27 protein-coding genes, 1 tRNA gene, 1 pseudogene and 1 riboswitch are annotated in these 23,616 nt (G+C 66.6%); of the genes and pseudogenes, 17 read left to right on the forward strand and 12 right to left on the reverse strand.

Annotated elements, in window-relative coordinates; translation table 11 throughout:
• Positions 1–20: 20 nt before the first annotated feature.
• Positions 21–659 carry a peroxiredoxin gene (locus Q3A80_RS07925; protein WP_446328524.1) on the reverse strand — a complete coding sequence of 213 codons (639 nt, stop codon included), beginning with the start codon at positions 657–659 and terminating at the stop codon, positions 21–23.
• 317 nt (positions 660–976) lie between these two features.
• Between Q3A80_RS07925 and Q3A80_RS07930 the strand changes: the two genes are divergently transcribed.
• The 3 genes from Q3A80_RS07930 (at position 977) to Q3A80_RS07940 (ending at position 2,278) form a co-directional block, all read left to right on the forward strand.
• Positions 977–1,279 carry a DUF883 family protein gene (locus Q3A80_RS07930; RefSeq protein WP_446328525.1) on the forward strand — a complete coding sequence of 101 codons (303 nt, stop codon included), beginning with the start codon at positions 977–979 and terminating at the stop codon, positions 1,277–1,279.
• A 122-nt stretch (positions 1,280–1,401) separates the two neighbouring features.
• Positions 1,402–1,791 carry a phage holin family protein gene (locus Q3A80_RS07935; RefSeq protein ID WP_446328526.1) on the forward strand — a complete coding sequence of 130 codons (390 nt, stop codon included), beginning with the start codon at positions 1,402–1,404 and terminating at the stop codon, positions 1,789–1,791.
• Positions 1,792–1,834: 43 nt separating this feature from the next.
• Positions 1,835–2,278, forward strand: coding sequence for a DUF3318 domain-containing protein (locus Q3A80_RS07940; RefSeq protein ID WP_446328527.1), 444 nt, complete (start codon positions 1,835–1,837; stop codon positions 2,276–2,278).
• Positions 2,279–2,340: 62 nt separating this feature from the next.
• On the opposite strand, the gene Q3A80_RS07945 is transcribed toward Q3A80_RS07940, so the two are convergent.
• From Q3A80_RS07945 to glyA, 7 genes are all read right to left on the reverse strand, one after another.
• Positions 2,341–2,793 (reverse strand): type IV pilin protein, encoded by a 453-nt coding sequence (locus Q3A80_RS07945; protein WP_446328528.1) that lies wholly within the window; start codon positions 2,791–2,793, stop codon positions 2,341–2,343.
• The gene (locus Q3A80_RS07950) at positions 2,790–3,251 is read right to left on the reverse strand and encodes a pilus assembly PilX family protein (RefSeq protein ID WP_446328715.1); all 462 of its coding nucleotides are present in this window, start codon (positions 3,249–3,251) and stop codon (positions 2,790–2,792) included. The genes Q3A80_RS07945 and Q3A80_RS07950 overlap by 4 nt, the downstream gene beginning before the upstream one ends.
• A 200-nt stretch (positions 3,252–3,451) precedes the next feature.
• Entirely contained in the window at positions 3,452–4,318 is an 867-nt protein-coding gene (locus tag Q3A80_RS07955; protein ID WP_446328529.1) for a PilW family protein, read from the reverse strand.
• Positions 4,302–4,718 carry a type IV pilus modification PilV family protein gene (locus Q3A80_RS07960; protein ID WP_446328530.1) on the reverse strand — a complete coding sequence of 139 codons (417 nt, stop codon included), beginning with the start codon at positions 4,716–4,718 and terminating at the stop codon, positions 4,302–4,304. The genes Q3A80_RS07955 and Q3A80_RS07960 overlap by 17 nt, the downstream gene beginning before the upstream one ends.
• Positions 4,715–5,275: a GspH/FimT family pseudopilin gene (locus Q3A80_RS07965; protein WP_446328531.1), complete on the reverse strand. Its 561-nt coding sequence runs from the start codon at positions 5,273–5,275 to the stop codon at positions 4,715–4,717. The genes Q3A80_RS07960 and Q3A80_RS07965 overlap by 4 nt, the downstream gene beginning before the upstream one ends.
• A 153-nt stretch (positions 5,276–5,428) precedes the next feature.
• On the reverse strand, positions 5,429–5,908 hold the full coding sequence (nrdR, locus tag Q3A80_RS07970; protein ID WP_006760615.1) for a transcriptional regulator NrdR: 480 nt from the start codon (positions 5,906–5,908) through the stop codon (positions 5,429–5,431).
• Positions 5,909–5,914: 6 nt separating this feature from the next.
• On the reverse strand, positions 5,915–7,162 hold the full coding sequence (gene glyA, locus Q3A80_RS07975; protein ID WP_446328532.1) for a serine hydroxymethyltransferase: 1,248 nt from the start codon (positions 7,160–7,162) through the stop codon (positions 5,915–5,917).
• 137 nt (positions 7,163–7,299) lie between these two features.
• A riboswitch (ZMP/ZTP riboswitch) is annotated at positions 7,300–7,400 on the reverse strand.
• A gap of 180 nt (positions 7,401–7,580) precedes the next feature.
• Here glyA and Q3A80_RS07980 point away from each other — a divergent pair.
• The 9 genes from Q3A80_RS07980 (at position 7,581) to Q3A80_RS08020 (ending at position 14,106) form a co-directional block, all read left to right on the forward strand.
• Positions 7,581–8,327 (forward strand): SDR family oxidoreductase, encoded by a 747-nt coding sequence (locus Q3A80_RS07980; RefSeq protein ID WP_446328533.1) that lies wholly within the window; start codon positions 7,581–7,583, stop codon positions 8,325–8,327.
• A 108-nt stretch (positions 8,328–8,435) separates the two neighbouring features.
• Positions 8,436–8,921 carry a tol-pal system-associated acyl-CoA thioesterase gene (ybgC, locus tag Q3A80_RS07985; RefSeq protein ID WP_446328534.1) on the forward strand — a complete coding sequence of 162 codons (486 nt, stop codon included), beginning with the start codon at positions 8,436–8,438 and terminating at the stop codon, positions 8,919–8,921.
• A 144-nt stretch (positions 8,922–9,065) separates the two neighbouring features.
• Positions 9,066–9,743 (forward strand): protein TolQ, encoded by a 678-nt coding sequence (tolQ, locus tag Q3A80_RS07990; RefSeq protein WP_006484959.1) that lies wholly within the window; start codon positions 9,066–9,068, stop codon positions 9,741–9,743.
• Between the two features lie 10 nt (positions 9,744–9,753).
• Entirely contained in the window at positions 9,754–10,203 is a 450-nt protein-coding gene (tolR, locus tag Q3A80_RS07995) for a protein TolR (protein ID WP_006484943.1), read from the forward strand.
• Entirely contained in the window at positions 10,200–11,267 is a 1,068-nt protein-coding gene (gene tolA, locus Q3A80_RS08000) for a cell envelope integrity protein TolA (protein WP_446328535.1), read from the forward strand. The genes tolR and tolA overlap by 4 nt, the downstream gene beginning before the upstream one ends.
• A gap of 108 nt (positions 11,268–11,375) precedes the next feature.
• The gene (gene tolB, locus Q3A80_RS08005) at positions 11,376–12,671 is read left to right on the forward strand and encodes a Tol-Pal system beta propeller repeat protein TolB (RefSeq protein ID WP_446328536.1); all 1,296 of its coding nucleotides are present in this window, start codon (positions 11,376–11,378) and stop codon (positions 12,669–12,671) included.
• A 17-nt stretch (positions 12,672–12,688) separates the two neighbouring features.
• Positions 12,689–13,198 (forward strand): peptidoglycan-associated lipoprotein Pal, encoded by a 510-nt coding sequence (gene pal / locus Q3A80_RS08010; RefSeq protein WP_059465490.1) that lies wholly within the window; start codon positions 12,689–12,691, stop codon positions 13,196–13,198.
• A 24-nt stretch (positions 13,199–13,222) separates the two neighbouring features.
• Positions 13,223–13,972 (forward strand): tol-pal system protein YbgF, encoded by a 750-nt coding sequence (ybgF, locus tag Q3A80_RS08015; RefSeq protein WP_175923060.1) that lies wholly within the window; start codon positions 13,223–13,225, stop codon positions 13,970–13,972.
• Between the two features lie 58 nt (positions 13,973–14,030).
• Positions 14,031–14,106, forward strand: a tRNA-Lys gene (locus Q3A80_RS08020).
• A 347-nt stretch (positions 14,107–14,453) separates the two neighbouring features.
• Here the strand turns inward: Q3A80_RS08020 and Q3A80_RS08025 are convergent.
• Positions 14,454–15,401, reverse strand: coding sequence for a cupin domain-containing protein (locus Q3A80_RS08025; RefSeq protein ID WP_446328537.1), 948 nt, complete (start codon positions 15,399–15,401; stop codon positions 14,454–14,456).
• A 130-nt stretch (positions 15,402–15,531) separates the two neighbouring features.
• Between Q3A80_RS08025 and Q3A80_RS08030 the strand changes: the two genes are divergently transcribed.
• The 3 genes and pseudogenes from Q3A80_RS08030 (at position 15,532) to Q3A80_RS08040 (ending at position 17,864) form a co-directional block, all read left to right on the forward strand.
• A complete protein-coding gene (locus tag Q3A80_RS08030) occupies positions 15,532–15,861 on the forward strand; it encodes a carboxymuconolactone decarboxylase family protein (RefSeq protein ID WP_114176220.1) in 330 nt (109 codons plus the stop codon).
• A 140-nt stretch (positions 15,862–16,001) separates the two neighbouring features.
• Positions 16,002–16,834 (forward strand): annotated as a pseudogene (locus Q3A80_RS08035) (class II glutamine amidotransferase).
• A 217-nt stretch (positions 16,835–17,051) separates the two neighbouring features.
• Positions 17,052–17,864: a mechanosensitive ion channel family protein gene (locus tag Q3A80_RS08040; protein ID WP_446328538.1), complete on the forward strand. Its 813-nt coding sequence runs from the start codon at positions 17,052–17,054 to the stop codon at positions 17,862–17,864.
• Between the two features lie 185 nt (positions 17,865–18,049).
• Here the strand turns inward: Q3A80_RS08040 and Q3A80_RS08045 are convergent, their stop codons facing one another.
• Positions 18,050–18,733, reverse strand: a complete 684-nt coding sequence (locus tag Q3A80_RS08045; RefSeq protein ID WP_446328539.1) for a DedA family protein — start codon at positions 18,731–18,733, stop codon at positions 18,050–18,052.
• Positions 18,734–18,904: 171 nt separating this feature from the next.
• On the opposite strand from Q3A80_RS08045, the gene mutL reads away from it, so the two are divergent.
• Positions 18,905–20,902 carry a DNA mismatch repair endonuclease MutL gene (gene mutL / locus Q3A80_RS08050; RefSeq protein WP_446328540.1) on the forward strand — a complete coding sequence of 666 codons (1,998 nt, stop codon included), beginning with the start codon at positions 18,905–18,907 and terminating at the stop codon, positions 20,900–20,902.
• Complete coding sequence (gene miaA / locus Q3A80_RS08055) at positions 20,899–21,876, forward strand: tRNA (adenosine(37)-N6)-dimethylallyltransferase MiaA (protein ID WP_446328541.1); 978 nt, start codon at positions 20,899–20,901, stop codon at positions 21,874–21,876. The genes mutL and miaA overlap by 4 nt, the downstream gene beginning before the upstream one ends.
• 70 nt (positions 21,877–21,946) lie before the next feature.
• Here miaA and Q3A80_RS08060 read toward each other — a convergent pair whose 3' ends face one another.
• Both Q3A80_RS08060 and purM read right to left on the reverse strand, forming a co-directional pair.
• Entirely contained in the window at positions 21,947–22,345 is a 399-nt protein-coding gene (locus tag Q3A80_RS08060) for a YybH family protein (RefSeq protein WP_446328542.1), read from the reverse strand.
• Between the two features lie 109 nt (positions 22,346–22,454).
• Complete coding sequence (purM, locus tag Q3A80_RS08065; RefSeq protein WP_446328543.1) at positions 22,455–23,510, reverse strand: phosphoribosylformylglycinamidine cyclo-ligase; 1,056 nt, start codon at positions 23,508–23,510, stop codon at positions 22,455–22,457.
• Positions 23,511–23,616: the final 106 nt, after the last annotated feature.

The following is a 23,616-nucleotide window of genomic DNA, read 5'->3' on the forward strand; positions in this document are numbered from 1 at the left end:
GCCGATTCGGGAGCCGCTGCTTACTTGTTCGGCTGCGGCGTGAGACGCAGGTACGGACGCACCGCGTTGAAGCCCTTCGGGAAGCGCTTCTTCAGCTCCTCCGGGTCCTGCAGCGACGGCACGATCACGACGTCGTCGCCATCCTTCCAGTTGCCGGGCGTCGCGACCTTGTAGTTGTCGGTCAGTTGCAGCGAGTCGATCACGCGCAGCACTTCGTCGAAGTTGCGGCCGGTGCTGGCCGGATACGTGATGATCAGACGCACCTTCTTGTTCGGATCGATCACGAACAGCGAGCGCACCGTCAGCGTTTCGTTCGCGTTCGGGTGGATCATGTCGTACAGCTGCGAAACCTTGCGGTCGCCGTCGGCGATGATCGGGAAGCCGACGACCGTCGACTGCGTTTCGTTGATGTCGTTGATCCAGCCCTTGTGCGATTCGACGTCGTCGACCGACAGCGCGATCACCTTCACGTTGCGTTTCTCGAATTCGCCCTTCAGCTTCGCGGTCAGCCCGAGCTCCGTCGTGCACACCGGCGTGTAGTCGGCCGGGTGCGAGAACAGGACGCCCCAGCTGTCGCCGAGCCACTCGTGAAACTTGATCGGCCCCAGGCTCGATTCCTGCTCGAAATCCGGTGCGATGTCGCCAAGACGCAGACTCATGATGTTCCCTCCTCGAACGATGCTGGTTGAAACCGCGCGCTGTATGCGCGGGACAGTCCGTCAGCTTACGGGAAGCAATGGGACATGCGAACGATTATTACGTTTGATATTCATACTTTTTTGTGATTTTTGCCCGATGGCGGAACGGCGCGGACGGCCGCGGAGGAAACTTTTCGTACCGTTTGCGGCTCTGTTGATGATTACGAGTCGTTTACCATGCGGTCTTGCACTGCCGCCATGTGTCTTCCCGGCTCGCCAGCAGGCAGGCGTTTCGCTACGATGTGAACCTGCAGCATGACAGCACGAAGGGAGTTGCAATGTCGGAAATCAACAAGGAGAAACTGATGTCGGATATCAAAACCGTTCTCGCGGACGCCGAGGATCTGCTCAAGCAGGCAGCGAGCACCACCGGCGATCGGGCGGCCGAGTTGCGCGAGAAAGCCATGTCGCGCCTGAAGCAGGCCAAGGAAAAGGCAACCGACGTCCAGGTCGTGGTGGTCGAGAAAGGCAAGAAGGCCGCGCGCGCAACCGACGATTACGTGCATGAGCATCCGTGGACGTCGATCGGCATCGCCGCCGGCGTCGGCGTGCTGGTCGGTCTGCTGATCAACCGCAAGTAACGCGCTCAGCGCCGTTCCGCCCCATGTGCCGCGTCGCGGCGCGTGGGTGCCGAAGCCGGCCGGCGGTTCGCCGCCGGCCGGCTTTGACCTAGCCGCTTACTGCGCGCGCAAGCGCCTCATCCATGACGACAGACACCCACTCGCAGCCGTCCGGCCATGGCCCGCTGCGCCGCCTCGTCGGCTCCGCGATCGGCCTGCTGCAAACGCGGCTGGAACTGGTCGGCATCGAACTCGCCGAGGAAAAGGAACGCCTGATGGGCGTGCTGTTCCTCGGGCTCGCGGCGATGATGCTCGCGACGATGGCGCTCATCAGCCTGACCGTGCTCATCGCGATCGCGTTCTGGGACACCTACCGCTGGCAATCGCTCGCGATAATCACGGCGCTGTACGCGGTCGCCGGCATCGCGTGTGCGCTGAAGGCGCGCTCGGGCCTGCGCGAAGCGCCGACCGTGTTCGAGGCGACGCTCGCCGAGCTCGAGAAAGACCGCGAAATCTTTCGCGGCAAGTCGTGAACGCGGTCGCGTTCGCCCCTGTCACCTACTTCGCCGACGCGCCATGAGCCAGAACATCACGGGCCATTCGCCCCGCCCCCATCCGTCGCGATCGAAGTGGAGCGCATCGCAACATCGCGCGCTCCGCAAGGAATTGCTGATCCTGCGATCCGAGGTCGAGCGGCTCGAGCTTGCCGAAGCCGCTGCCGAAGTGCGTCATGCCGTCACGCGGTTCAGCTGGCTCAAGGTGTTCATCCCCGGCCTGTCGAGCCACAAGTTCACGCAGTCCGCCAAGAACCTGAACGCGCATCTCGGCCAGCTCGTGAACCAGTATCCGATGATCAGTTCGCTCGCATCGCTCGTGCTGGCGAAACCACTTCGCTCGCTGCTGCGTGCAAGCGCGGGCCCCGCGCTGAAGTGGGGCACCGTCGGTTTCGCCGCATGGGAGGTCTACCGGATCTGGAAACAGTCGCGCGACGAGCGCGGCCCGGTCGCGAGCGACCACTGACGCGCAACGATGGGCGTGCACGGCCGTTCGGCGGTGCGCGTTTTCCATGCGTGATCGCACGATCAGCGCACGCCCCAACATGTCCGCTGCTGTGCCGCCGGTTCCGCGTCGCTCGATCCCGTACTGCCTTTCGTCCCGTCCGAACGCAGCGTGAATGCGCCGCATGCGTCGTCACGCATCGGGCCCGTGTCGAGCGGGCTCGCGACGAGTTCGTAGACTACTGGCGCAACATCGCCGGCCGGTCGCGTCAAACCCACCCGATAGACCGGCTGCCCGTCCGGCGGCGCCTGCGCATAGGCGTGCGGCAACGTCTGCGGCAGCACGCCGTCGAGCGTTTCGAGATATTGCGCCGCGCGGTACAGCGCCGTGACCGCGGACGCGCGGTGCATGCGCGCGACATGCTCGCGATACGACGGGATGCCCCAGCCGGCCAGCGCGCCGACGATCGCGAGCACGATCATCAACTCGAGCAACGTGAACGCCGCCGGTCGGCGCATCGGCGCGGGTACTTTCATCGATGCACCGTCGCTACGCGACGCCAGCGCTGCGCCACGATGCGTCCATCGCGCAGCGCGATCTGGCTTTGCAGCCAGACCACGCTCGACGCATGGCCACCGACGCCTCGCGCGGTGACGAGATAAGCACGGCCATCTTGTGGGCCGACGCCCCGCCACGCTTCGATCAGGCAGCGTGGCGGTTGTACCGCCATCGGCCACGCGGAGAACGGGCTGAACGCGTCGGCGACGGCCAGCGCGGGCGCACGCCGCCACGCATCCGGTTCGTCGCGCGATGCAGGTTCGTCGAGGTACGGCGCGCCGCCACGGAGCAATCGCGCGGTACACGCTTCGAGTGCTGCATCCGCCGCGTGAAATGCGATCAGCCGGTCCGACAATGCACGCGTGCGGCGCGATTCCGTCAGCGCGGACTCGAACCATGTACCGGTCAGCGCAGCGACCGCCGCACCGACGGCGATCACGGCCGGCAGCGCAAGGCCCGCGTCGCGAGGCCAGCTGCGAGCGGCGGACCGCGTGCATGCGGGCGGCGGGCGGCGGCTCGACCGGATCGATGTCCCCGTCGCATGCTGAATGTCGCCGCACGCGTCGGCGCGCCCTTTGACGTGAGCTGCCGCGATGCTACGTGCCGCACGCGCGCGGGCGAATCCTTTCGTATGGATCATCGCGGTACCTGATGGTCCTGCATCGCTTCGAGCGGATCGCCGAATGCGCTTGCGGAATTGCGCAACGCGACGATTCGATGCAGCACCAGACGCGCGCGGCCATCTTCCGACACGGCAGTGCGGCCATCGCAATCGACATGACGCGCGGGACCGTGCATCGGTTCGCCACGCGCGCGCACGCATAGATGCACGGCCACGATATCGCGCCAGTCGCCGGCGCCCATCGCGTTCGCGTCGACGAACTGCGTGCCTTCGCGGTGCAAATAGCGCACGCGCAACTGGTCGATCCCGGACACGACGGGTTGCGGCGTACCGGGGCGCCCGCTGCCTTCGCAGTACAGCTCGGGCTCGCCCGTCGACGGACTGACATGCGCGTCGAAGCGGTTTTCCACGAGCGGCCGTTCGCCGGGCGCACCGACACCCTGCCCGAGACAATCCGACACCTGCTCGCTCGTCGTCGGCCACGTCGACACGTCATCGCCGACATACCGGGCCAGCACCGCATCCGACGCCGCCCGCACGGCTTCGCAGCGCACCTGCGCGCCGTCGCCTCGCATGCGCGCGGCGGAACAGCCGAACACCGGCGGCAACGGCGACGCCGTTTCCACATCGAGCGGCCGAAACCCTGCCATCTGGATCTGCTGGCCGATCAGCATCAGGGCGGTCGCGGCCGCATCGCGCATCCGGAACCCGTCTTCCGCGCGTCGCTGCGCAAGGCGCTGCGCGTGATACAGCGCACCGGCGGCCGACAGCACGAGCAAACCGACGGTCATCGCGATCAGCACTTCGAGCAGCGTATGCGCGCGGGTGTGGCTGTGGTTGCGGCCGGGACCGTGACCGCGTTGGTCAACGTTCATCGGCATTGACCTCCCGGAACGGAATCCGCACGCACGATGGCGGCTTGACGATTTCCACGGCGCGTTCGCATCGCACGGATGTCGACGCCGCCGCGTCAGCGCCGCGCCAGCCGACGATCGCGTAACGGACACCGGCCGCCCCGTCGTCAAGCGTCATCGTGCCGCCGGGCAACGATGCGGCCGCGAGCGCGGCGATTTCATCGCTGTCGCCCGCCGCTGCGTGCCCACGCTCGATGCGTGCATCGGCGAGCCACAATGCGCGCTCCCGCCACATCGTCGCGCGCTGTGTACGCGTCATCGCGAGCTGGCTGCCGGCCACGGCCAGCGTCACCATCGCGAGCAGCGCGATGGCCAGCACGGCTTCGAGCAGCGACGTGCCGTGCATCCGCCTGCGCATCCCGATCATGCCGCGCCGCAACGGCCGGCCTCGACGCGGGCGCGTCCGCCCGCCGCGATCCGGACGCAACGCGACATGCGAGTGTCGTCGACTGTCAGCGCGCGCTGCGGACGCAATTCGAAACGCCGGATCCCGCCGATCACCTGCCCGGCCGGCGGCGCGAATGCCAGATCGTGCGCCACGCCGGCGACGGCAATGTCGGCATCGGCCGGATAGCGCCTCAGCACGCGAGATTGCCCGTCGAACTGTCCGCTGACGACCCAGCCGCACGACCATTCCGCCGGGTCGCACTGCTCGCCGGCGCGCACGCAGTCGCCGTCGCGCCCGGCCCTGCACAGCGTGACGCGCACGCCGAGACGCGTGGCCTCGGTGCGCGCGAAAGAGAGCGCGCCGAGCAGCGCGCGCGAACGGGCATCCACACGTTCGCGCATGTGCCACTGATCGAATGCGGGTGCCGCGTAGAGTCCGATCGCTGCCGCCAGCGCGATCGCGACCATCAGCTCGACGAGCGTGAACCCGCCGCACCATCGCATGCTTTTTGGAACGGTCTGCCGGTGCAGTTCCATCGCGATCGCCCTCCGTCAACGTGATGCGACGACTGTAGCGATGCGGGCGAACGCGCGCCACTAGCCGAACGGCCGACTGGCGACATCCGGTCGCGGCCGACACAATCGGCACGAACGGAACCTGCGGAGAAGACGATGAACGAACGCAGCGCGTCAGCGCTTGCGCGGAGGCTTGGAGGGGGACGCGCGACGGAATTCTTCGATCACGTCGGCGAATTCGGAAACGTCCTCGAACCGGCGGTACACCGACGCGAAGCGGACATAGGCAATCGTATCGAGGCCGCGCAGCTCGTTCATCACGAGTTCGCCGAGCTTCTCGCTACGCACTTCACGCTCGCCGGTCGCGAGCAACTGATACTCGATGCGGGCGACCGCCGCGTCGATCGCGTCTGCCGCAACCGGCCGCTTGCGCAGCGCGAGTTGCATGCTGGCGACGATCTTGCGACGGTCGAATTCGGTACGGCTGCCGTCCTTCTTCACGACGGCCGGCAGGTTCAGCTCGACCCGCTCGTACGTCGTGAAGCGCTTGTCGCAAGCCGAGCAGCGACGGCGCCGGCGAATCGCGGCGCCATCTTCGGACACGCGCGAGTCGACGACCTGCGTGTCTTCATGCCGGCAGAACGGGCAGCGCATGCAGGATCAGCGATAGACCGGGAAGCGCTTGGTCAGATCGGCCACCTGCGCGCGCACGCGCTCGATCGTCGCCGCATCTTCCGGGTTCTCGAGCACGTCGGCGATCAGGTTGCCGACCTGCTCCGCTTCCGCCGGGCCGAAACCGCGCGTCGTCATCGCCGGCGAACCGAGGCGGATGCCGCTCGTCACGAACGGCTTTTCCGGATCGTTCGGGATCGCGTTCTTGTTCACCGTGATGTGCGCCGCACCGAGCGCCGCTTCCGCTGCCTTGCCCGTGATGTGCTTCGCGCGCAGGTCCACCAGCATCACGTGGCTTTCCGTGCGGCCCGACACGATGCGCAGCCCGCGCTTGACCAGCGTTTCAGCCAGCACGCGTGCGTTCTCGACCACCTTCTGCTGATATTCCTTGAACTCCGGCGACAGCGCTTCCTTGAACGCCACGGCCTTCGCCGCGATCACGTGCATCAGCGGGCCGCCCTGGATGCCCGGGAAGATCGCCGAGTTGATCGGCTTCTCGTACTCGGCCTTCATCAGGATCACGCCGCCGCGCGGGCCGCGCAGGCTCTTGTGCGTCGTCGTCGTCACGAAGTCCGCATGCGGCACCGGGTTCGGATACACGCCTGCCGCGATCAGCCCCGCGTAGTGGGCCATGTCGACCATCAGGTATGCGCCGACCGACTTCGCGATCTTCGCGAGACGCTCGAAATCGATCTTCAGCGCGAACGCCGACGCGCCCGCGACGATCAGCTTCGGCTTGTGTTCGTTCGCGAGCTTCTCGGCCGCGTCGTAGTCGATGTCTTCGTTCTCGTTCAGGCCGTAGCTGACGACATTGAACCACTTGCCCGACATGTTCACCGGCGAGCCGTGCGTCAGGTGGCCGCCGTGCGCGAGGCTCATGCCCATGATCGTGTCGCCCGGCTTGAGCATCGCGAAGAACACGCCCTGGTTCGCCTGCGAACCCGAGTTCGGCTGCACGTTCGCCGCTTCCGCGCCGAACAGCTGCTTCACACGGTCGATCGCCAGCTGCTCGACCACGTCGACGTATTCACAACCGCCGTAGTAGCGCTTGCCCGGATACCCTTCCGCGTACTTGTTCGTGAGCTGCGAGCCCTGTGCAGCCATCACGGCCGGGCTCGTGTAGTTTTCCGACGCGATCAGTTCGATGTGATCTTCCTGGCGGCGGTTTTCCTGCTCGATCGCTGCAAAGAGTTCGGGATCGACGTTCGCGATGGTGCTTTGGGCTCTGTCAAACATACGGTTTCCGTTAAGTGTGTACAGGTTGACCGGTGCGGCCGAGTACATTGCGCTGCTGGCGGAACCAGCTCGACATGGCGGAAGAATCCGTATGACGCGAGACAGGACAGCCACCGGCGATGCACGCAACGGCGCACAACGGCTGCCCAGGCGAACGGCAAAAACGGCGCCCCGCGCTTCACGGTGGGATGCTCCACCTTGAACCCGAAGGGTTCTATCGCCAGTCACGCAGGGGTGATGAGCGCATTAGTGTATTGGATGCGTCATGAATAGGCAACCGCACGGGAATGGCCCCGAAACAATAGGGGCCAGACTCTGCGCACCCGTGCGGACACGCTTCGGCGCCTTGCCGCGGTGCGGCAATCTCAGTAGGCTTGCGGGATACTATCCGCTACTTTGTTACCGACCAGGAGCAGCAATGATCGTGTTCGTCACAGGCGCGTCCGCCGGCTTCGGCGCCGCCATCGCCCGTGCCTTTGTCAAGGGCGGCCACCGCGTCGTCGCCACCGCGCGCCGCAAGGATCGTCTCGATGCGCTCGCGGCCGAACTCGGCGACGCGCTGCTGCCGTTCGAGCTCGACGTGCGCGACCGCGCAGCTGTCGAAGCCGTGCCGTCCGCCCTTCCAGCCGAATTCGCGGCGCTCGACGTGCTCGTCAACAACGCCGGTCTCGCGCTCGGTGTCGAGCCGGCCCAGAAGGCCAGCCTCGACGAATGGCAGACCATGATCGACACGAACTGCTCGGGCCTCGTGACCGTCACGCACACGCTGCTGCCCGGCATGATCGAGCGCGGTCGCGGCCATATCTTCAATCTGGGTTCGGTGGCCGGCACCTATCCGTATCCCGGCGGCAACGTGTACGGCGCTACCAAGGCTTTCGTCAGACAATTCAGCCTGAATCTGCGCGCCGATCTGATCGGCACGCCGTTGCGCGTCACCGACATCGAACCGGGGTTGTGCGGCGGCACGGAATTCTCGAACGTCCGCTTTCGCGGCGACGACGCGAAGGCGGCGAACGTCTACCAGAACGTCCAGCCGCTCACGGCCGAGGACATCGCCGACACGATCTACTGGATCGCGACGCGCCCCGCGCACGTCAACATCAACACGATCGAGATGATGCCGGTCGCGCAGGCCCCGGCCGGCCTCACGATCCATCGCGGCTGACCCGTCGCACCCTGCCGCGGCCCGCCTCCGGCCGGCCCGCGGCGGTGCCACGGCGTACTACATTCCGTTACGAATCGGTTACTAATCCGGCCCCGGCCTTCCGGTAGAATGCGCGCCATGACTCAGCCTACCCGCTCCCCGGACGCGCCCTCCGGCTTTACCTGGCCGGTTCGCGTGTACTACGAGGATACCGATGCAGGCGGCATCGTCTTCTATGCCAACTACCTGAAATTCTTCGAGCGCGCCCGCACCGAATGGCTGCGCGCGTGCGGCATCGACCAGCGCCGGCTCGCCGACGACACGGGCGCGATCTTCATCGTGCGCAGCACGTCGCTCGACTACCGCGCGCCGGCGCGACTCGACGACGCGCTGACGATCACGAGCCGGCCCGGACGCATCGGCCGCGCATCGGTGGAATTCACGCAGGAAGCCTGGCGTGGCGACACGCTGCTCGTCGCCGGACACATCCGGCTCGGTTGCGTGGACCGAACCGGCATCCGGCCCGCGGCGATCCCGCCGGCCGTGCTGGATGCGCTGCAACGCGGGCCCGTCATCGACGCCGGGCACACTGTATTGTCAACGAAGCTCGGATGAGCACCGTTTAGACAAAGCCTATGAACTTGCCTTCCTGAATCGATACTAAGCAAGGTTCGGCGCCAGGCCTCGCCGGCGCGCCGCGCCGCACGCATGCCGCGCGCCCTCGCCGGGCACCCCCGAAGGGACGTTACTCAAACCTCTATGAACACTTCTCAAGACCTGTCGATCATTTCCCTCGTCCTCAACGCGAGCGTGCTGGCCCAGGCCGTGATGGGGCTGCTGTTGCTGCTGTCGCTGATGTCGTGGACCTTCATCTTCCGCAAGTGGTTTGCAATCCGTCGCGCCCGCGCGCAGACCGAACGCTTCGAAAAGGATTTCTGGTCCGGCGGCGACCTGCAGGCGCTGTATCAGAGCGCGGCCAACAACCGTCACACGATCGGCGCGCTCGAGCGCATCTTCGAATCGGGGATGCGCGAATTCCTGAAAGCGAAGGAAAAGCGCCTCAGCGATCCGGGCCTCGTGCTCGACGGTGCGCGCCGCGCGATGCGCGCATCGTTCCAGCGTGAAATGGACGTGCTCGAAGCGAACCTCGCGTTCCTCGCGTCGGTCGGCTCGGTCAGCCCGTACATCGGTCTGTTCGGCACCGTCTGGGGGATCATGAACTCGTTCCGCGGTCTCGCGAACGTGCAGCAGGCAACGCTCGCGAACGTCGCGCCGGGCATCGCCGAGGCGCTCGTCGCCACCGCGATCGGCCTGTTCGCCGCGATACCGGCCGTGGTCGCGTACAACCGCTACGCGCACGACATCGACCGCCTCGCGATCCGCTTCGAGACCTTCATCGAAGAGTTCTCGAACATCCTGCAGCGTCAGGCCCAGTAAGGAGCGCGCCATGGCAGGAAGTCCCATTCGATCCAGCATGCGAGGCGGCCGTTCGCGCCGCGCGATGGCCGACATCAACGTCGTGCCGTACATCGACGTGATGCTGGTGCTGCTCGTGATCTTCATGGTCACGGCACCGCTCGTCGCCCCGTCGATCATCAATCTGCCGACCGTCGGCAATGCCGCACCGCAGGAGCAGACGCCGCCCGTCGTCGTCAACATCAAGGCCGACCGCACGATGAGCGTCAAGTACAAGGGCGACTCCGGCGCGACGCAGGAAGACACGATGACGAAGGCCGAGCTCGACAGCTTCATCTCGGCCCGGCAGGCCGACCATCCCGACCAGCCGGTCGTGATCGCGGCCGACAAGACCGTGCAGTACGATGCAGTCATGACCGTGATGTCGGATCTGAAGGCGCGCGGCGTCAAGCGCGTCGGCCTCCTCGTCAAATCGCAATGAACCGGCAGCAACCCACGCGCGGCAACGCGTACCCGTCTCAGCCCCCGCGCGAGCGCGGCACCTGGCGTGCGTTCGCGCTCGCGGCGCTGATGCACGTGCTGCTCGCGCTGTTCCTCTATCACGGCGTGCAGTGGCAGAACAGCACGCCGGCCGGCGCGGAAGCCGAGTTGTGGACCGAGGTGCCCGACGTCCCCGCGCCGCGCCCCGTCGTCACGCCTACGCCGCCCGCGAAAGTCGCGCCGCCCCCTCCCCCGGTCCGGGACGAGCAGGCGGACATCGCGCTGCAGCAGAAGAAGCGCCAGCAGGAAGCGGCCGCACGCGAAGCGCTGCTCGAGCAGCAGCGCCGCGCGCAGCAGCTGAAGCAGCAGGAAGAGGAAGCGCGCCGCGCGCAGCTCGCCGCCCAGCAGGCCGCCGCGCTCGCAGCCGAAAAGGCCGCCGACCGCGAAAAGCAGAAGCAGGCAGCAAAACTGAAGCAACAACAGCTCGCCGAGCAGCAAAAGCTCGAACAGCAGAAGCTCGAGCAACAAAAGCTGCAACAGCAGAAACAGGCGCAGCTCGAGGCACAGCAGGCAGCCAAGGCGAAGGCAGACGCCGCCGCGAAAGCGAAGGCGGAAGCGCAGGCGAAGGCAAAGGCCGAAGCGGCTGCGCGCGCGAAGGCCGACGCGGCAGCGAAGGCGAAGCTCGACCGGGAACGGAATGCGCGCCTCGCCCAGATGCAGGGCCTCGCGGGTGCCGGTGAAGGCGGCGGCCAGGGGCTCGCGAAAAGCGGCACCGGCACGGGCTCCGGCGGCAACGCCGCATCGCCCGGCTATGCCGACAAGGTGCGCCGCCGCGTGAAGCCGAACATCGTCTGGGGCGGCGAGCGCGCGGGGCTCACGACGATCGTCAAGATCCGCTGTACGCCTTCGGGCGACCTGCTGAGCGTCTCGGTCTCGCGACCGAGCGGCAATTCGGGGTGGGATCAGGCGGTGGTCAATGCGATCCAGGCGTCGGTTCCGTTACCGCCCGATACTGACGGTCATACCCCGTCCAGTATTACGATTACCTTCAAGGCGGCGGAGTGAGCGCAAATGCGCTTACACTCCGTGCGTCGCTGGCGGACGGGAACGAATCGGGTATTTTTACTGTCTCTGCGGTTGCGCAGCGATCCAAGTCACATGGGAAGCAGAAGCATGAGTTTGATGACGAAACTAGGTTTCAGGGCACTCGTGGCCTCGTGTCTGATTGCGGCCGGCGGCGCCGCTAACGCGCAGGTCAACGTGCTGATCACCGGCGTCGGTTCGACCCAGTTCCCCATCGCCACCGCGAACTTCGCGAACGAGGCCGGCCTGCCGCAGCAGGTCACGTCGATCGTCCGCGCCGACCTCGCACGCAGCGGCAAATTCACCAACATCGACGCGGGCAGCACGCCCGTGCCCGAGACCGCATCGGTCGATCTCGGCGCGTGGAAGGCCAAGGGTGCGAACGCATTCGTCGCCGGCAGCGTGAACCGCGAAGCGAACGGCCAGTACAAGGTGAACTTCATCCTGTACGACACCGTGAAGCAGCAAAGCCTCGGCGGCCTGTCGCTGACGGCCACCGACACCACGCTGCGCACGGCCGGCCACAAGATCGCCGACTACATCTACCAGAAGCTGCTCGGCGTGCGCGGCGTGTTCGCGACGCGCCTGTCGTACGTGATCAAGACGGGCAACCGCTACCAGCTGCAGATTTCGGATTCGGACGGCCAGAACGCGCGCATCGCGCTGTCGAGCACCGAGCCGATCATCTCGCCGGCGTGGTCGCCGAGCGGGACGAAGGTCGCGTACGTGTCGTTCGAGCGCAAGAAGCCGATCGTCTACATCCATGACCTGCCGACCGGCCGCCGCTACATGGTCTCCGACCAGAAGGGCAACAACAGCGCGCCGGCGTGGTCGCCGGACAGCAACACGCTGGCCGTCGCACTGTCGCTGACGGGCAACACGCAAATCTATTCGGTCAATGCAAACGGCGGCGGCCTGCGCCGGCTCACGCAGAGCAGCTCGATCGACACCGAGCCGTTCTACTCGCCGGACGGCCGCTGGATCTACTTCACGAGCGATCGCGGCGGCGCGCCGCAGATCTACCGGATGCCCGCGCAAGGCGAAAGCGCCGGCGCCGCGCAACGCGTGACCTTCACCGGCAGCTACAACACCAGCCCGCGCGTCAGCCCGGACGGCAAGCTGCTGGCCTACATCTCCCGCACGGGTGGGGGGTTCAAGCTGTACGTTCAGGATCTGCAAACCGGCGCGGCGAACGCCATCACGAATACCAATCGCGACGAATCGCCGAGCTTCGCGGCAAACGGCCAGTACCTTCTGTACGCTACCCAGTCGGGTGGTCGCAACGTGCTGGCAGCAGTGCCCTCCGACGGCAGCGCGCCGCCGCAGATCCTGTCCGTCCAGGGCGGCTCCGTTCGTGAGCCGTCGTGGGGGCCCTTCATGCAATGACCACAAGGAGATTAACCATGATGTCGAATAAAGCTCGTCTGGCCCTGGCCGTGATGATGATCAGCGCGCTCGCAGCGTGTAAGTCGGGCGTGAAGCTCGACGACAAGGCCAATGCAGGTGCGATGAGCACGCAGCCGAGCGCCGACAACGTCGCGCAAGTGAACGTCGATCCGCTGAACGATCCGAACAGCCCGCTCGCGAAGCGCAGCATCTACTTCGACTTCGACAGCTATTCGGTGAAGGACGAGTACCAGCCGCTGCTGCAGCAACACGCTCAGTATCTGAAGAGCCACCCGCAGCGCCACGTGCTGATCCAGGGCAACACCGACGAACGCGGCACGAGCGAGTACAACCTCGCGCTCGGCCAGAAGCGTGCGGAAGCCGTCCGCCGTGCGATGGCGCTGCTCGGCGTGAACGACTCGCAGATGGAAGCCGTGAGCCTCGGCAAGGAAAAGCCGCAAGCATCGGGTCACGACGAAGCATCGTGGGCGCAGAACCGTCGCGCCGACCTCGTCTACCAGCAGTAAGAACCGTAACGGAAGAATTGCCGTATGACGCACCGTGTATCCTGGCTGCGCGTGGCCGCAGCAATTTGCGTCGCCGGCGCGGCGTGGTCGGCCGCGCCGGCGCACGCCGGCATGTTCGACGACAACGAGGCGCGCCGCGCCGTGCTCGATCTGCGCAGCAAGAGCGACAACCTGTCCAGCCAGTTGTCGGCAGCTCAGCGTACGATCCTCGATCAATCCGGCCGTATCGACCAGCTGAACCAGCAGGTCGCGACGCTGCGCGGCGAGAACGAGGACCTGACGAACCGGCTGACGACGCTCGAGCGGCAGCAGAAGGAGTACTACCAGGATCTCGACACGCGGCTCAAGAAGTTCGAGCCGCAACAGGCGACGATCGATGGTGTCGAAGGCACCGTGCAGCCCGGTGAAACGGATGCGCTCAGCGCGGCACAGCAGCAATTCCGCAACGGCAACTTCAAGGCTGCTGCGGCGTCGTTCCGCAGCTTCATCGCGAAGTATCCGCAGAGCCCGTACCAGCCGACCGCGCAGTACTGGCTCGGCAATGCGCAATACGCGCTGCGCGACTACCGCGGCTCGACCGCGACGTGGCAGGCGATCGTAAGCAAGTATCCGCAGCATCCGCGTGCGGCCGACGCGCTCGTCGCGATCGGGACGAACCAGCTCGAGCAAGGCCAGAAGGCGGCCGCAAAGAAGACGTTCGAGCAGGTCGTGTCGCAGTACGCCGGGTCGAACGCGGCGCAGACGGCGCAGGGCAAGATCGAGAGCATCAAATAAATTATCGTGACGGGTTGTTGACAGGCCTTCGATCCGCCGCTATAATTTTTTGCTCTTTGGGTCGTTAGCTCAGTTGGTAGAGCAGCGGACTTTTAATCCGTTGGTCGCGTGTTCGAGTCACGCACGGCCTACCAAGATGTAAAGAAGGGGCTTCCGGGAAACCGGAAGCCCCTTTTTCATTTGGGCGACTCGCCGCGCATGCTCGCGTCGACACGAACACCTCCGCCCTCTTCCGATTCTGCAAACAACAATTGCGCTGCCTTCCGATGCGATGCCCACCGCGGACATCGCGAGCGCCGTGCGCGCACCGGGCCCGCATCATTACATCTTCACCGCACGGCACGATCGCGTGCTCCGACATCGACGACGCAACGAACGGCACGGTGCCCGAATGTTCTTGTTCGGAATCGTCGTCGTTGGCATACGTTTCGCGCGCGGTAGCAGTGTTGCAGCGCGCAGCCCGACGCTCGCGCATGCAGCCTCACGCACCCCGCTGTGCTCGCCGCCACCGCCCCGGCGTCGTGCCGAGCACCGCGCGAAACGCCTTGCCGAACGCCGCCTCCGACTGATAGCCGACCGCCTGCCCGATTTCCGCCTGTCCGCGCTGCGAGTCCTGCAGCAGCGCGCACGCATGCATCATCCGGATCTGCGCGACGAACGCGCCGACGCTCATGCCCGCCTTCTCGCGGAAATGCCGCGCATAGGTCGCGCGCGACATCGCCGATGCCGCACCGAGCGACTCGACCGTCCACGGTTGCGCCGGCGCCTGCAGCACGGCCTGCACCGACGGGCCGAGCCGCGCATCGGCCGCCAGCGCGAGCCAGCCGGCCGGCACGCGCGCATCGCGGCCGTACGCGCGCAATGCATACGCAAGCAGCGCCTGCCCGAGCGCGTTCACGATCGCACGCGCACCCGGCTGCGCATTCGATGCCTCGGCACGCAGCACACCGGTCAGCAGTTGCAGCGACGCGAGCCCCGATGCTTCGCGCAGCCCGACGTGCAGCACGCGCGGCAGCGTGCGCATCAGCAATTCGCCGGCACCGCGCGCATAGACGAAGCGTCCGCACAGCAGATCGACGCTCGCGTCGGTCGGCTCCGACGCATCGCGATTCGACTTGACCGGCAGCACGGCGCCGCCGGCCGGGCCGGGCTCGCGCAACGGCATGACCGGCCGCGAGCCGCCTCCGTCCGCATCGGACAGATCGTGTGCATCGCCGCCGGCCAGCAGCACGAAATCGCCGTCGGTCAGCCGCAGCGTGCGCCCGTCCGCGGTACGCAACCGGCAGGCGCCTGCCAGCAGCAGATGAAACGCCGCCTCGCCGGGCGGCAACGCGTCGTGCGGCATCGCGAACGGGCCGTCGAGCAGGCAGCGCACGTCGAGCTCCACGTGGCTGCGGCCCAGCGATAACAATTGACTCAATGCGTCCATGAGACGTTTGCGCTAAAAATTGACACTCTAGCGTATCGAAACCCTCAGCATGAGCGCTCAGAATACGTTCTGCATCGCCCGAGATCGCGGCGTCCGCCGCCTGATCCACCTTTTCTCGAAAGGACGCATCATGCTGAACTGGAACGAATACCGGAAGGAACTCTCGACCCGCATCGGCGACATCGCGAAGCTGTCGCCCGACACGCTGGCCGGCTACAAGGCGCTGTCAGGCGCCGGCGCCAAGACCGGCCATCTCGACGCGAAGACGCGCGAACTGATCGCGCTCGCGGTGGCCGTCACGACCCGCTGCGACGGCTGTATCGCGGTACACACGGCCGAAGCCGCGAAGCATGGCGCGACCAGGGAGGAAGTGGCCGAAGCGCTCGGCGTCGCGATCGCATTGAATGCGGGTGCAGCGCTCGTCTACTCCGCACGCGTGATGGACGCGCTCGGAGACTGAAACGCGCGCATGCAGGATGCGGCGCCCGCCGCATCCTTCCGCTCCGACCGCGCGCTGCCGCCGGGCGGCGGCGCGCTCGCGTGCGACGGCGTCGCCAAGTCGGCTACCATGCGCGAAGATTCATCGCGAAGGAGCGCTCCATGTGCCGCTGGCTCGCCTATACGGGTAATCCGATCCATCTCGAGACCGTACTGTTTCGCGCGAAGCATTCGCTGATCGACCAGAGCCTGCATTCGGAGCTGGGCGCGACGACGACCAACGGCGACGGCTTCGGTATCGGCTGGTACGGGCACCCCGACGAACTGCCGTTTCGCTACCGCTCCGTGCATCCTGCGTGGAACGACCGCAACCTGCGCGAAGCCGCGCGCGCGATCCGCTCGCGGATGTTCATCGCGCACATTCGCGCGGCGACCGATACGCCCGTCCAGGAAACCAACTGTCATCCGTTCCGCCACGGCCGCTGGCTGTTCGCGCACAACGGGCTGATCCGCGATTTCCACAAGCTGCGCCGCGACCTGACGATGAAGATCGACCCGGCGCTGTTCCCGACGCTCGAGGGGTCGACCGACTCCGAGCTGATGTTCCGTCTCGCGCTCACCTACGGCCTCGAGCAGACGCCGTTGCCGGCGCTCGAGCGGATGGCCGGCGTGATCGAGGAAGCCGCCGTGCGGTATCGCGTCGCCGAGCCGCTGAACATGACGATCTGCGCGACCGACGGCGAGCGCATCATCGCGGTGCGTTACTCCAGCGAACGCCAATCGCGCTCGCTGTTCCACAGCACGTCGTTCAAGCATCTGCACGAACTCTATCCGCACAATCCGCGTATCGCGGAAGCCGGCGACGACGCGTTCATGGTCGTTCGGAGCCGCTCGTCGATCTGCGCGGCGCATGGGAAGAAGTGCCCGAAAGCATGGCGATCGTCGCGCATGGGGCGGATGTGCAGCAGCGGCCGTTCGAGCCGCGGCACAAGTAGCGTTCGTTGCGGGCGCATCGAACTACATGCGCCGTGGCCACTTGGCACACGCATGCGATGGAATGAAGCGCGTTAGCCGCCACGACATCGCGGCCGTCCCGCGGCGATCCGCGCGTTCCGGTTGTCGCGGCGCATCAGTCGCGTTATAAACGTCCGGCTGTGTGGAACCGAACGCTTCCATTTTCGCGCCAATGCACTCATCTACCCGGGACAACGCATGATCGACCTGCACACCGCCCAACAATTCCTGATGACCCGCGGCCTCGACTTCGGCCTGAACCTCCTCGCCGCGATCGTATTGTGGTTCGTCGGCCGCTGGGCGATCCGCATCGCTTCCGGCCTGCTCGGCAAGGTCGTGCGCCGCAGCGGCAAGGTCGACCCGACGCTGACCGACTACCTGACCTCCGTCGTCAGCGTGCTGCTGACGATCCTCTTGATCCTCGCGATCCTGCAGATCTTCGGTGTGCAGACCACGTCGTTCGCCGCACTGCTCGCCGGCCTCGGCCTCGCGATCGGCACCGCGTGGGGCGGCCTGCTCGCGCACTTCGCCGCCGGCGTGTTCATGCAGGTGCTGCGTCCGTTCAAGATCGGCGACGTGATTACCGCGGGCGGCGTGACGGGCACCGTGAAGGAGCTCGGCCTGTTCGGCACGACGATCATCACGGCGGACAACGTCGTGACGATCGTCGGCAACAACAAGATCTTCTCGGACAACATCGCGAACTACAGCGCGACGCCGCATCGCCGCGTCGACCTGACCGCGAAGATCGCGAACAGCGTCGACGCGGCCGATGCGATCAACCGCCTGAAGACGCAGATCCAGCTGATCCCGAACGTGATGAAAGTGCCGGCGCCGGACGTCGGCGTGCTGCAGTTCACGCCGGAAGGCCCGCTGTTGTTCGTGCGCCCGTCGACGCAGCCGGAAAACTACTGGCAGGTGTACTGCGATACCAACCGCGTGATCCTCGAGACGTTCCGCGAGGCCGGCTATCCGACGCCGGAGACGCCGATCTCGCATCGCAATACCTGAGCTTTGGTTCGACGGGACGGCGTCGAGCACCGGTTCGCGGATTCCGACTCAACCAGCCGGCATCGAGCACGTGTCCGCCCGATACCGGATATCGGCAGCCCGCGCTCCGGACGGCACGGACGAAAAAAAACGTGGCAGCCCAGGGCCGCCACGTTCGCTTGTTCTGCAGGAGGTGAGACGTCGGCTCAGCGCCCGCTCGTCTTCTGCGTATTGTCCGAATGCCGGCCGCGCACCAGCTTCCACAGCGCGCCGAGCGCGACCGGCACGATCGCCGCGCCGATCCCCACCAGCACGATCACGTTCAGGTATTGGCGAATGAACGGGATATTGCCGAAGAAGTAGCCGAGCAACACCAGCAGCAGCACCCAGACCAGCGCGCCGATCACGTTGAACAGCTGGAAACGCGCGAAGCTCATCGAAGATGCGCCGGCCACGAACGGCGCAAACGTGCGCACGACGGGGATGAAACGCGCGAGCACGATGGTCTTGCCGCCGTGCTTGTCGTAGAACGTATGGGTCTTCTCCAGCGCCGCGCGGTCGAGGAAGCGCTCGAGCACCGGGATATGGGTATTGAAGACCTTCGGCCCGATCCAGCGGCCGATCAGGTAGTTCACGGTATTGCCGGCAATCGCCGCGACGAGCAGCAGCGCGATGAGCACGCCGACGTTCATGTCGCCGGTCGCCGCGAACGCGCCGCCGATGAACAGCAGCGAATCGCCGGGCAGGAACGGCAGCACGACGAGCCCCGTCTCGCAGAACACGATCAGGAACAACACCAGATACACCCATGCGCCGTACTGCCGGATGAAGTCGCCGAGGAACGCGTCGATATGCAGGACCAGGTTGACGAAATGAAGCAGCGTATCCAAATGCGATTCCTCGAAGGCGAAAGGGCCGGAACGGCCGGAGGGCGGAAGCGCCCGCCTGACAAGGCGGTGCGCGAAACGCAGTCATGATACCGAAAGTCCCTTAAGGCTCCGTGAAAAAACGTAACCGACCGCCGCGCCGGCACGCGCGCGCCGCCTCGCTATAATTCGGCCATGTCCGAAATCACCGAAACGGCCACGGGCGCCGCGTCCGCCCCCGCCCCGCGCCCGCTGCGCGCGATCCAGCCCCTGCCCGACCAGCTGATCAGCCAGATCGCCGCCGGCGAGGTCGTCGAACGCCCGGCATCGGTCGTCAAGGAACTGCTGGAAAACGCGATGGACGCCGGCGCGACGACGCTGCGCATCGTGCTCGAGGAAGGCGGCGTCAAGCGCATCTCGATCACCGACGACGGCTGCGGGATTCCGCCCGACGAGCTGCCGCTCGCGCTGATGCGCCACGCGACGAGCAAGATCCGCTCGCTCGAGGAGCTCGAAGCGGTCGCGACGCTCGGGTTTCGCGGCGAAGCGCTCGCGTCGATCGCCTCGGTCGCCGAAATGTCGATCACGAGCCGCACGGCCGACGTCGCGCATGCAACGAAGATCGACGCGACCACGGGTGCGCTGTCGCCGGCCGCCGGCGCGGTCGGCACGACGATCGAGGTGCGCGAGCTGTACTTCAACACGCCCGCACGCCGCAAATTCCTCAAAAGCGAGCAGACCGAGTTCGGCCACTGCCTCGAAATGATCCGCCGCGCGGCACTCGCGCGGCCGGACGTCGCGATCTCGGTGCTGCACAACGGCAAGGCCGTCGAGCACTGGAACGCGACCGAACCCGCGCAGCGCGTCGCGAAGATCCTCGGCGACAGCTTCGCGACCGCGCACCTGCCGCTCGACGAGCAGGCGGGGCCGCTCGCCGTCTACGGCTGCGCGGGCCTGCCGACCGCGAGCCGCGGACGCGCCGATCAGCAGTACTTCTTCGTGAACGGTCGCTTCGTGCGCGACAAGCTGCTCACGCATGCGGTGCGCGCCGCGTATGAAGACGTGCTGCACGGCGACCGCTACCCGTCGTACGTGCTGTTCCTCGACCTGCCGCCCGAGGCGGTCGACGTGAACGTGCACCCGTCGAAGATCGAAGTGCGGTTCCGCGATTCGCGTTCGATCCACCAGTACGTGTTCCATGCGGTGCAGCGTGCGCTCGCGCGCCATGCGGGTGCGTCGCCGGAAACCACCGCGGGCGGCCATGCCGCACACATCGAAGCGGCGCTGGCCGGCCCCGCGTCGTTCCCGAACACGCCGCTCGCGCAAGGCAGCATCTCCGGCACGGGCGGCAGCGGGTTCTCGTCGGCCTCGCCGTCTTCATCGTCGTCGGGCACCACGTGGATGCGCCAGGCGCGCATGACGCAAGGCACGCTGCCGGTCGCGCAGCCGCTCGCGCTCTACGACGCGCTGTTCGGCCGCAAGGACACGGGTGCGGGCACGCCGGGCGGCACGACGATCGTCGCGCGCGATGCAGCCGGTTCGGCCGCTGCGCCGATCGCACCGCTTGCAGGCTTGGCCACGTCGGCACTCGCCGCCGCCGCGCACGACGAGCAGCCGCTCGGCTTCGCGCTCGGCCAGATCCACGGCATCTACGTGCTCGCGCAGAACGCGCACGGCCTCGTGATCGTCGACATGCACGCGGCGCACGAACGGATCCTGTACGAGCAGTTCAAGAACGCGCTCGCCGACCGTACGGTCGCGGTGCAGTCGCTGCTGCTGCCGGTATCGATGACGGCGACGCCGGTCGAAATCGGCACGGTCGAGGAAGAACGCGACACGCTCGAATCGCTCGGCTTCGATCTCGCGGTGCTGTCGCCGACGACGCTCGCGATCCGCGCGGTACCCGCGCTGCTGAAGGATGCGGACCTGCAGTCGCTCGCGCGCGCGGTGCTCGCCGACCTCCACGCGTTCGGCGGTTCGCGCGTGCTCACGGAGCGCCAGCACGAGCTGCTCGGCACGCTCGCGTGCCACCACGCGGTGCGCGCGAACCGGCGCCTGACGCTCGACGAGATGAACGCGCTGCTGCGCCAAATGGAAGCGACCGAACGCGCGGATCAATGCAATCACGGTCGGCCGACCTGGTATCAGCTGACGCTGAACGACCTCGACCGCCTCTTCATGCGCGGGCAATGAGCGCGTCACCGCAGTCCCGTCCGACGACGATCGCCTGTCTGCTCGGCCCCACCGCCTCGGGCAAGACGGCCGCCGCGCTCGCGCTGGCCGCGCGCCGCCCGATCGAGATCGTCAGCGTCGATTCGGCGCTCGTCTATCGCGACATGGATATCGGCACCGCGAAACCGACGCGCGACGAGCGCGCGAGCGTGCCGCACCATCTGATCGACATCATCGACCCGGCCGATGCGTATTCGGCCGCGGAATTCCGTGCCGATGCGCTGCGCCTGGTCGGCGAGATCCTCGCGCGCGGCCGCACGCCGCTGCTCGCGGGCGGCACGATGCTGTACTACAAGGCACTGACGCAGGGGCTCAACGACCTGCCCGGCGCCGATCCGGCCGTGCGCGCGGAACTCGACGCCGACGCCGCACGCGACGGCTGGCCCGCGCTGCATGCACGGCTTGCGCAGGTCGATCCGGCAACGGCCGCGCGGCTCGCGCCGAACGACTCGCAGCGGATTCAGCGCGCGCTCGAAGTATTCATGCTGAGCGGCCAGCCGATGTCGGCGCTGCTCGCCGCGCCGCGGCTCACCGACGATGCGGCCGCCGCATACCGCTTCGTGCCGGTCGCGCTCGAACCGTCGGACCGCGCGGTGCTGCACGCACGCATCGCGCAACGCTTCGACGCGATGCTCGACGCGGGCTTCATCGACGAAGTCGAACGGCTGCGCCGCCGCGACGATCTGCATCTCGGCCTGCCGTCGATGCGCTGCGTCGGCTACCGTCAGGCGTGGGAATTTCTCGACGGCGACATCGACTACCGGACGATGCGCGACAAGGGCATCTTCGCGACGCGCCAGCTGTGCAAGCGGCAGATCACGTGGCTGCGTGCGATGCCCGAGCGGATCGTCGTCGACTGTATCGCGCCGGACTCGACGGCGCGCGCGCTCGACACGCTCGAACGCGTGCTCGACGACCGCATCTGCAGCGTTTAACGGGGCGCCATCTGCCCGCGGTGCCGCGGCCTGGGCTCAGTTGGGCATGACGCCCGCCCCCACGCCGCGCTCACTGCGCGAGCGTCACGAGATTCGCATCGCGTGCGAGCTGCCAGCGGCCATCGGACTTCCGGAAGATCGTCAGCGTATGGCCGGAACGGCGCAGCGTGTCGCCCCCGGGCGGCGTCACGTCGATCTCGATGAAATTGCGCATGTACGCCCAGTCGCCGATCACGCGCAATTCGTCGATCCGGTAACGGCCGTCGACCTTCGGCCCGGCGCCCGCCGCAGCCGCATTCGCGTCGCGCGACGCGGCCGCGAACGCCGCCTTGTCGAACGGCGGCTTGCCGGCCACCATGAAGATCGCGTCGTCGGCGATCAGGTCGAGCACGGTCGCCAGATCGCCGCGCCGGCTCGACACGAACCAGGTTTCCACGAGTTCGCGGAGCGCACGTTCGTCTTCGGTCATCGTCGTTACTCCTTCAATGGCGCGCCGCTGCACGAAAGGCCGCGCCCGAAAAAAAACGCCCGGATCGATTCCGGGCGGTTTTCCTTGCTGCATCCTGCTGCGCGTTGCGTCAGACCACGACCGTCTGCGCCTCGCCTTCGCGGCTCGCACGCACGGTGCCGATCTTCCACACCTGTTCGCCGGCGGCCGTCAGGTCGGCGATCGCGGCGTCGGCATCGGCCGCCGCGACGATCACGGCCATCCCGATCCCGCAGTTGAACACGCGGTGCATTTCCGCGTCGGCGACGCCGCCGTGCTCCTGCAGCCACTTGAACAGCGGCGGCAGCGGCCATGCGTTCTGGTCGAGCTCGGCGGTGAGGCCTTCGCGCAGCACGCGCGGAATGTTCTCGACGAGGCCGCCGCCGGTGATGTGCGCCATGCCCTTCACCGTCAGCTTCTGCATCAGTGCGAGCAGCGGCTTCACGTAGATGCGCGTCGGCGCCATCAGCGTGTCGGCCAGCGAACGGCCGTGGAAATCGGCCGACAGGTCGGGATTCGCGCGCTCGATGATCTTGCGCACGAGCGAGAAGCCGTTCGAGTGGATGCCGCTCGATGCGAGGCCCAGCACGACGTCGCCCTCGGCGATCGTGCTGCCGTCGATGATCTTGCTCTTCTCGACCGCGCCGACCGCGAAGCCGGCCAGGTCGTATTCGCCGTCCGGATACATGCCCGGCATTTCGGCCGTTTCACCGCCGATCAGCGCGCAGCCCGACAGCTCGCAGCCGTGCGCGATGCCCTTGACGACGGTCGCGGCCGTGTCGACGTCGAGCTTGCCGCATGCGAAGTAGTCGAGGAAGAACAGCGGCTCGGCACCCTGCACGAGGATGTCGTTCACGCTCATCGCGACCAGGTCCTGGCCGACGGTGTCGTGTTTGTTCAGATGAAAGGCCAGCTTGAGCTTGGTGCCGACGCCGTCGGTGCCCGACACGAGCACGGGCTCCTGGTACTTCTTCGGCACTTCGAACAGCGCGCCGAACCCGCCGATGCCGCCGAGCACGCCGTCGCGCAGGGTTTTCTTCGCAAAAGGCTTGATCTTGTCGATGAGCGCGTCGCCCGCGTCGATGTCGACGCCTGCGTCGCGGTAGGACAGACCCTGAGCGTCGGGAGCGGATTTCGGAGGATTCATGGGGGAATGCGAGAAGGTCGGTAAAATGCGATTTTACCCGAAGCCGGCCCGTTGGCCGGAATTCCCAGCACCGATTCGTCAGGGATTGCATCTTGGTCGACACCTC

The sequence above is a fragment of the Burkholderia sp. SR8 genome (assembly GCF_052851275.1).

Excerpts from the sequence above, each read along its gene's own strand:
- Q3A80_RS07925 (WP_446328524.1), bottom strand. The coding sequence starts at position 659 with ATGAGTCTGCGTCTTGGCGACATCGCACCGGATTTCGAGCAGGAATCG.
- Q3A80_RS07930 (WP_446328525.1), top strand. The coding sequence starts at position 977 with ATGTCGGAAATCAACAAGGAGAAACTGATGTCGGATATCAAAACCGTT.
- Q3A80_RS07935 (WP_446328526.1), top strand. The coding sequence starts at position 1,402 with ATGACGACAGACACCCACTCGCAGCCGTCCGGCCATGGCCCGCTGCGC.
- Q3A80_RS07940 (WP_446328527.1), top strand. The coding sequence starts at position 1,835 with ATGAGCCAGAACATCACGGGCCATTCGCCCCGCCCCCATCCGTCGCGA.
- Q3A80_RS07945 (WP_446328528.1), bottom strand. The coding sequence starts at position 2,793 with ATGAAAGTACCCGCGCCGATGCGCCGACCGGCGGCGTTCACGTTGCTC.
- Q3A80_RS07955 (WP_446328529.1), bottom strand. The coding sequence starts at position 4,318 with ATGCCGATGAACGTTGACCAACGCGGTCACGGTCCCGGCCGCAACCAC.
- Q3A80_RS07960 (WP_446328530.1), bottom strand. The coding sequence starts at position 4,718 with ATGATCGGGATGCGCAGGCGGATGCACGGCACGTCGCTGCTCGAAGCC.
- Q3A80_RS07965 (WP_446328531.1), bottom strand. The coding sequence starts at position 5,275 with ATGGAACTGCACCGGCAGACCGTTCCAAAAAGCATGCGATGGTGCGGC.
- nrdR (WP_006760615.1), bottom strand. The coding sequence starts at position 5,908 with ATGCGCTGCCCGTTCTGCCGGCATGAAGACACGCAGGTCGTCGACTCG.
- glyA (WP_446328532.1), bottom strand. The coding sequence starts at position 7,162 with ATGTTTGACAGAGCCCAAAGCACCATCGCGAACGTCGATCCCGAACTC.
- Q3A80_RS07980 (WP_446328533.1), top strand. The coding sequence starts at position 7,581 with ATGATCGTGTTCGTCACAGGCGCGTCCGCCGGCTTCGGCGCCGCCATC.
- ybgC (WP_446328534.1), top strand. The coding sequence starts at position 8,436 with ATGCGCGCCATGACTCAGCCTACCCGCTCCCCGGACGCGCCCTCCGGC.
- tolQ (WP_006484959.1), top strand. The coding sequence starts at position 9,066 with ATGAACACTTCTCAAGACCTGTCGATCATTTCCCTCGTCCTCAACGCG.
- tolR (WP_006484943.1), top strand. The coding sequence starts at position 9,754 with ATGGCAGGAAGTCCCATTCGATCCAGCATGCGAGGCGGCCGTTCGCGC.
- tolA (WP_446328535.1), top strand. The coding sequence starts at position 10,200 with ATGAACCGGCAGCAACCCACGCGCGGCAACGCGTACCCGTCTCAGCCC.
- tolB (WP_446328536.1), top strand. The coding sequence starts at position 11,376 with ATGAGTTTGATGACGAAACTAGGTTTCAGGGCACTCGTGGCCTCGTGT.
- pal (WP_059465490.1), top strand. The coding sequence starts at position 12,689 with ATGATGTCGAATAAAGCTCGTCTGGCCCTGGCCGTGATGATGATCAGC.
- ybgF (WP_175923060.1), top strand. The coding sequence starts at position 13,223 with ATGACGCACCGTGTATCCTGGCTGCGCGTGGCCGCAGCAATTTGCGTC.
- Q3A80_RS08025 (WP_446328537.1), bottom strand. The coding sequence starts at position 15,401 with ATGGACGCATTGAGTCAATTGTTATCGCTGGGCCGCAGCCACGTGGAG.
- Q3A80_RS08030 (WP_114176220.1), top strand. The coding sequence starts at position 15,532 with ATGCTGAACTGGAACGAATACCGGAAGGAACTCTCGACCCGCATCGGC.
- Q3A80_RS08040 (WP_446328538.1), top strand. The coding sequence starts at position 17,052 with ATGATCGACCTGCACACCGCCCAACAATTCCTGATGACCCGCGGCCTC.
- mutL (WP_446328540.1), top strand. The coding sequence starts at position 18,905 with ATGTCCGAAATCACCGAAACGGCCACGGGCGCCGCGTCCGCCCCCGCC.
- miaA (WP_446328541.1), top strand. The coding sequence starts at position 20,899 with ATGAGCGCGTCACCGCAGTCCCGTCCGACGACGATCGCCTGTCTGCTC.
- Q3A80_RS08060 (WP_446328542.1), bottom strand. The coding sequence starts at position 22,345 with ATGACCGAAGACGAACGTGCGCTCCGCGAACTCGTGGAAACCTGGTTC.
- purM (WP_446328543.1), bottom strand. The coding sequence starts at position 23,510 with ATGAATCCTCCGAAATCCGCTCCCGACGCTCAGGGTCTGTCCTACCGC.